We start from the raw sequence: 4692 nt of genomic DNA, 5'->3' as shown, positions 1-4692 counted from the left end.
TCGGTGGCGTTCTGGCGCAGCGATGATCCGTTCATGGCCGCCAACTGGGTCGAGATTGCGACGGTCGACTATGCGATCAAGCTGATCATCAGCCTGGTGTTGTTCGTGCCGCTGTACGGGATGCTGCTGAGTTGGATTGTGCGCACATTGCCAGGCTCGCTGGACGGCGCGCAGGCAGTCTCCCGGAGCGGGTAATGCCAGGCAGGCTGCAGCCTGCTATACCTAATAACGACGGAAGAATTCATGATTGGGGTGTTTGTCTCGCTCCTGCCATAGCACCCGATGGGCCTGATTTCTGCTGCAGCAGCGGCAGGATCACGTTTAACTCGGCGCCAGATGTCTTGTTAGGGTATCCAGCATGCTTGCAAAGCATCGCCGCGGAATTGAGGAGATCGTCATGCGTATAGCAAAAGAAGATATTCCCGTTCTAATTGATGTGCCGGGCGCAACTGCCAGACAACAAAGGGATTTTGGCGATGTAGCGGGATACGGGAGGATGGGAGCCGAATACTTTTCTTTTGGCGCCGGAACCGATATCACGGAATTGTTGCGCGGGCTTGAGAACGATAGTTGTCAGAGTCCCCATTGGGGATACGTTGTATCCGGAGCAATTGCAGCCCTGTACACCGATGGCAGCGAAGAAACATCAAGGACTGGGGATCTGTTCTATTGGCCGCCAGGGCACAGCGTGAGGGCGGAGGAGGACACCGATATAGTGATGTTCAGCCCGCAGAAGGAGCACGGTGCGGTAATTGAACATATCAGGCGCAAAGTGAGCAGCTAAGCCAACGTCCCCAGTAGCGCCGGTATGCATTTGAAGGATGTGCCGGATGGTTCAGGCAGCAGGACAAATTCGTTCACTGTCTGTCAATGCTTCAGCAATGTATTGATAGCCCCTCTGACCCGGGTGGTAACCATCTGCTGCGAGTAGTTCCGGGTCGGTGACCAGTGGATATTGCAGCAGGGCAAAATCGTCCGGCCTCCGGCGGGCGATATCAGCGTAGACGTTATTGAGCTGTCTGGCCCGCCAGCCCAAGATCTGGCGTAGCGGCGAGGGCAGAGCGGTGAACAGATGCATGGGCGGTACGCTCAGCAACACCAGCGGCGCCTGGTAGCGTGGTGCGAGCAACTGGCGCAGGGCGAGCAGCTGTCGCCGAAAACGGCTTCGCGACGTTAAACCTGTGGTGTCGTTCACACCCATACTCAAAAGCACAATATCCGCTGGCGGCAGCCGGGCCTTCTCCAGCTCGCCGGTCAGCGCCTGCATGCGAATACCGTTAATGCCGAAGGTATGCCAAGCAATTGTCTGACCGGTGCGCAGGTGAATCTGTTTGGCCACCTGGCTGGCCAGCCCCATATCGTGCGAGGCGACACCGACACTGGCTGCGGTGGAATCGCCAATCACCAGGATTCGCCTGATGGGCACGCCCTCACCATATTGACCACGTAGATTGCCGCTGCCGTCAGGTAGCCGCGGCGTATTACGTCTTGCCCGCTTGCCCTGGTAGAGCAGGATGGGCGAGAGCAGTGCGGTGACCAGCCAAAAGGGAAGGTGCATCGGAGCCTGATCAGACCAGCTCGACGGCCACTGCGGTGGCTTCACCGCCGCCGATACACAGCGCAGCCACGCCACGCTTGCCGCCAGTCTTCTGCAGGGCATTGATTAAGGTAACGATGATCCTCGACCCTGTTGAGCCGATCGGGTGGCCCTGGGCGCAGGCGCCACCAAAGATGTTCACCTTGGCATGATCTAGGTCGTGTTCGCGCATCGCCAGCATGGTGACCATGGCGAAGGCTTCGTTGATCTCGAACAGATCCACTTCATCCTTGCTCCAGCCTGTCTTGGTGAACAGGTTGCGCAGCGCGCCGACCGGAGCAGTAGTGAACTCGCTCGGATCCTGGCTCTGGGTAGCGTGGCCGACAATGCGGGCCAGCGGCTTGAGGCCACGTTTTTCGGCTTCTGCTGCGGTCATCAGTACCAGGGCGCTGGCGCCGTCGGAAATCGAGCTGGCGTTGGCGGCGGTGATGGTGCCATCTTTACCGAACGCGGCGCGCAGGCCGGGTATCTTGTCGATATTGGCGTTGTGCGGCTGCTCGTCATCTTTCACTACTGTCTCGCCCTTGCGTGTGGTAACCGTGACCGGCACGATCTCACTGTCCAGAGAGCCATTGTCGATGGCCTTCTTGGCGCGCGCCAGCGATTCGATGGCGTAGGCATCCATCTCTTCACGGGTGATGCTGTGCTTGTCTGCGGTTTCCTGCGCGAATGATCCCATCAGCCGGCCGGTGCGGGCATCCTCCAGCCCATCGATGAACATGTGGTCCTTGATCTCGCCATGGCCCATGCGCATGCCGCCGCGGGCCTTTTGCAGCAAGTAGGGCGCGTTGGACATGCTCTCCATGCCGCCGGCAACCATGATGGTGTTGGTTCCTGCCTTGAGCAGGTCGTGTGCCAGCATCACGGCCTTCATGCCCGAGCCGCACAATTTGTTGATGGTGGTGCAGCCGGTCGCGGTGGGCAGTCCGGCGTTCAGGCTGGCCTGGCGCGCCGGGCCCTGCTTGAGGCCGGCGGGTAGTACACAGCCCATGATCACTTCTTCCACGTCAGTGGGCTGGATGCCGGCGCGGCTGACCGCCTCGCGGATCGCCGTAGCGCCCAGGTCCACTGCAGGTACTCCGGCCAGGCTGCCCTGGAAGCCGCCCATAGGTGTGCGCGCGCCACTGACGATGACAATGTGATTATCGGACATGCATTGCTCCTGAAAAATGATGACTGATTTTAGCCGACGGGTCATCTGTCGACCTGATTGCATCATTATACCTGCTAAGTATACTCGTGGAATAAGTGTGATCAGGTTCATACTTAGGAGTGATAGGTAGCCAGGGACAAACTTGGCTATAGTTAGAGGCATGCTTGGCCCCAGGCCGCATCCAGACCAGACAAGCCCAACAATACAGGTCATTACAATGCTCAATACCCGTGTTATCAAACCGACGGACGAGGCGCATGCTACGCCGTTGCTGATCAAGAATATCCTGCTATCCGGTCAGCGCTATGAGCGCACCCAGGAAATCGTCTACCGCGATATCAGCCGGTATGACTACGCCACTTTCAACCAGCGGGTCTGCAGGCTCGCTAACGCCCTGACCAATGCGGGTGTCAAGGCGGGCGACACTGTCGCAGTGATGGATTGGGACAGCAACCGCTACCTGGAGTGCATGTTCGCGATCCCGATGATTGGCGCTGTATTGCATACCATCAATATTCGGCTGTCGCCCGATCAGATTCTGTACACCATGAACCATGCCGAAGATATCTTTGTGCTGGTCAACAGCGAGTTTGTGCCCATTTACAAGGCTATTGAAGGTGATCTAACCACCGTCAAGAATACTATCTTGCTGACCGATGGACCGGAAAAGACTGCCGATCTGCCGGATCTGATAGGCGAGTACGAAGAGCTGCTGGCCGCGGCTGAGCCGACTTACGATTTCCCTGAATTCGACGAAAACTCCGTTGCTACGACTTTCTACACCACCGGTACTACCGGCAATCCCAAGGGCGTGTATTTCACCCACCGCCAGCTGGTACTGCACACCCTGACCCAGGCGTCGACCATGGGCGGGCTCGATAGCGTGCGCCTGTTTGGTAACCGTGATGTGTATATGCCCATTACTCCGATGTTCCATGTGCATGCATGGGGTATCCCCTACACAGCCACGTTACTGGGTACCAAGCAGGTGTATCCGGGCCGGTACGAGCCGGAAATGCTCTGTAAGCTGATCCGCGAGGAAAAAGTCACTTTCTCCCATTGCGTACCGACCATTCTGCAGATGGTGCTCAATGCCGATGGCGCCAAGGACATGGACTTCGGTGGGATGCGCGTGATCATCGGCGGCAGTGCGCTGAACCGCAGCCTGTATGAGGCGGCAAAGAAGAAGGGCATGGTCCTGTCGGCAGCCTACGGTATGTCCGAGACCTGCCCGCTGATCTCCAGTGGCTATATCAACCTGGAGCTGGAACAGGGCTCTGAAGATGACCGTGCGGCTTACCGCATCAAGGCCGGTATTCCAGTCCCGTTCGTTGAGGCGCGTCTGATGGATCCGCAGGGTGGTTTCCTGCCCCATGATGGCAAGACTCAGGGTGAGCTGGTGTTGCGTGCGCCCTGGCTGACACAGGGCTATTTTCGTGAGCCGGAGAAGAGCCAGGAGCTGTGGTCCCATGGCTGGATGCACACTGGTGATGTGGCAGCTATCGATGCAATGGGCACGATCGAAATTCGTGACCGCATCAAGGATGTGATCAAGACTGGCGGGGAGTGGATTTCCTCCCTGGAGCTGGAAGACCTGATCAGCCAGAGCCCGGCGGTGAAGGAAGTGGCCGTGGTGGGTGTGCCTGACCCGCAGTGGGATGAGCGTCCCTTCGCGCTGATCGTGCCCCACGAAGGCAAGGAAATGGACGCGCGCATTCTGCGTGACCACCTCAAGCCTTATGCCGAAGAAGGTCGGATCAACAAGTGGGCAATTCCGAATCAGATCGCATGTGTTACCGAAATACCCAAAACCAGTGTTGGCAAACTCGATAAGAAACTCATTCGCGGTGAGATTGTCAAATGGCAAGAGGCTGAAGCCCCCTTCCTGTCTACGCTTTGAGCGTATCGATGGCCGCGGTGCGCCGGTAACACCGGCGCACCG

At 58.0% G+C, this 4692-nt stretch carries 4 protein-coding genes and 1 pseudogene; 3 read left to right on the top strand and 2 right to left on the bottom strand.

From position 1 onward, the window contains the following. Together ABYA88_RS15405 and ABYA88_RS15400 are read left to right on the top strand one after the other, a co-directional pair. Positions 1–195 (top strand): annotated as a pseudogene (locus ABYA88_RS15405) (hypothetical protein); the annotation flags it as partial. A 202-nt stretch (positions 196–397) separates the two neighbouring features. Next, complete coding sequence (locus ABYA88_RS15400; RefSeq protein ID WP_373188268.1) at positions 398–784, top strand: hypothetical protein; 387 nt, start codon at positions 398–400, stop codon at positions 782–784. A gap of 51 nt (positions 785–835) precedes the next feature. Here ABYA88_RS15400 and ABYA88_RS15395 read toward each other — a convergent pair whose 3' ends face one another. Both ABYA88_RS15395 and ABYA88_RS15390 read right to left on the bottom strand, forming a co-directional pair. Continuing rightward, positions 836–1558 (bottom strand): SGNH/GDSL hydrolase family protein, encoded by a 723-nt coding sequence (locus ABYA88_RS15395; protein WP_373188267.1) that lies wholly within the window; start codon positions 1556–1558, stop codon positions 836–838. 10 nt (positions 1559–1568) lie between these two features. Further along, positions 1569–2750 (bottom strand): acetyl-CoA C-acyltransferase, encoded by a 1182-nt coding sequence (locus ABYA88_RS15390; protein ID WP_373188266.1) that lies wholly within the window; start codon positions 2748–2750, stop codon positions 1569–1571. Positions 2751–2967: 217 nt separating this feature from the next. Here ABYA88_RS15390 and ABYA88_RS15385 point away from each other — a divergent pair, with 217 nt between their 5' ends. Next, positions 2968–4650 (top strand): fatty acid--CoA ligase, encoded by a 1683-nt coding sequence (locus ABYA88_RS15385; RefSeq protein WP_373188265.1) that lies wholly within the window; start codon positions 2968–2970, stop codon positions 4648–4650. The last annotated feature ends 42 nt before the right edge of the window (positions 4651–4692 follow it).

The organism is Halopseudomonas sp. (assembly GCF_041579695.1).
Classification (GTDB): Bacteria; Pseudomonadota; Gammaproteobacteria; order Pseudomonadales; family Pseudomonadaceae; genus Halopseudomonas.
The sequence above is the reverse complement of the archived record's forward strand: the minus strand, read 5'-3'. Positions and strand labels throughout refer to the sequence as shown.

Bases quoted from the DNA above. Each gene is read 5' to 3' on its own strand.
- ABYA88_RS15385 (WP_373188265.1), top strand. From the start codon at position 2,968: ATGCTCAATACCCGTGTTATCAAACCGACGGACGAGGCGCATGCTACG.
- ABYA88_RS15400 (WP_373188268.1), top strand. From the start codon at position 398: ATGCGTATAGCAAAAGAAGATATTCCCGTTCTAATTGATGTGCCGGGC.
- ABYA88_RS15390 (WP_373188266.1), bottom strand. From the start codon at position 2,750: ATGTCCGATAATCACATTGTCATCGTCAGTGGCGCGCGCACACCTATG.
- ABYA88_RS15395 (WP_373188267.1), bottom strand. From the start codon at position 1,558: ATGCACCTTCCCTTTTGGCTGGTCACCGCACTGCTCTCGCCCATCCTG.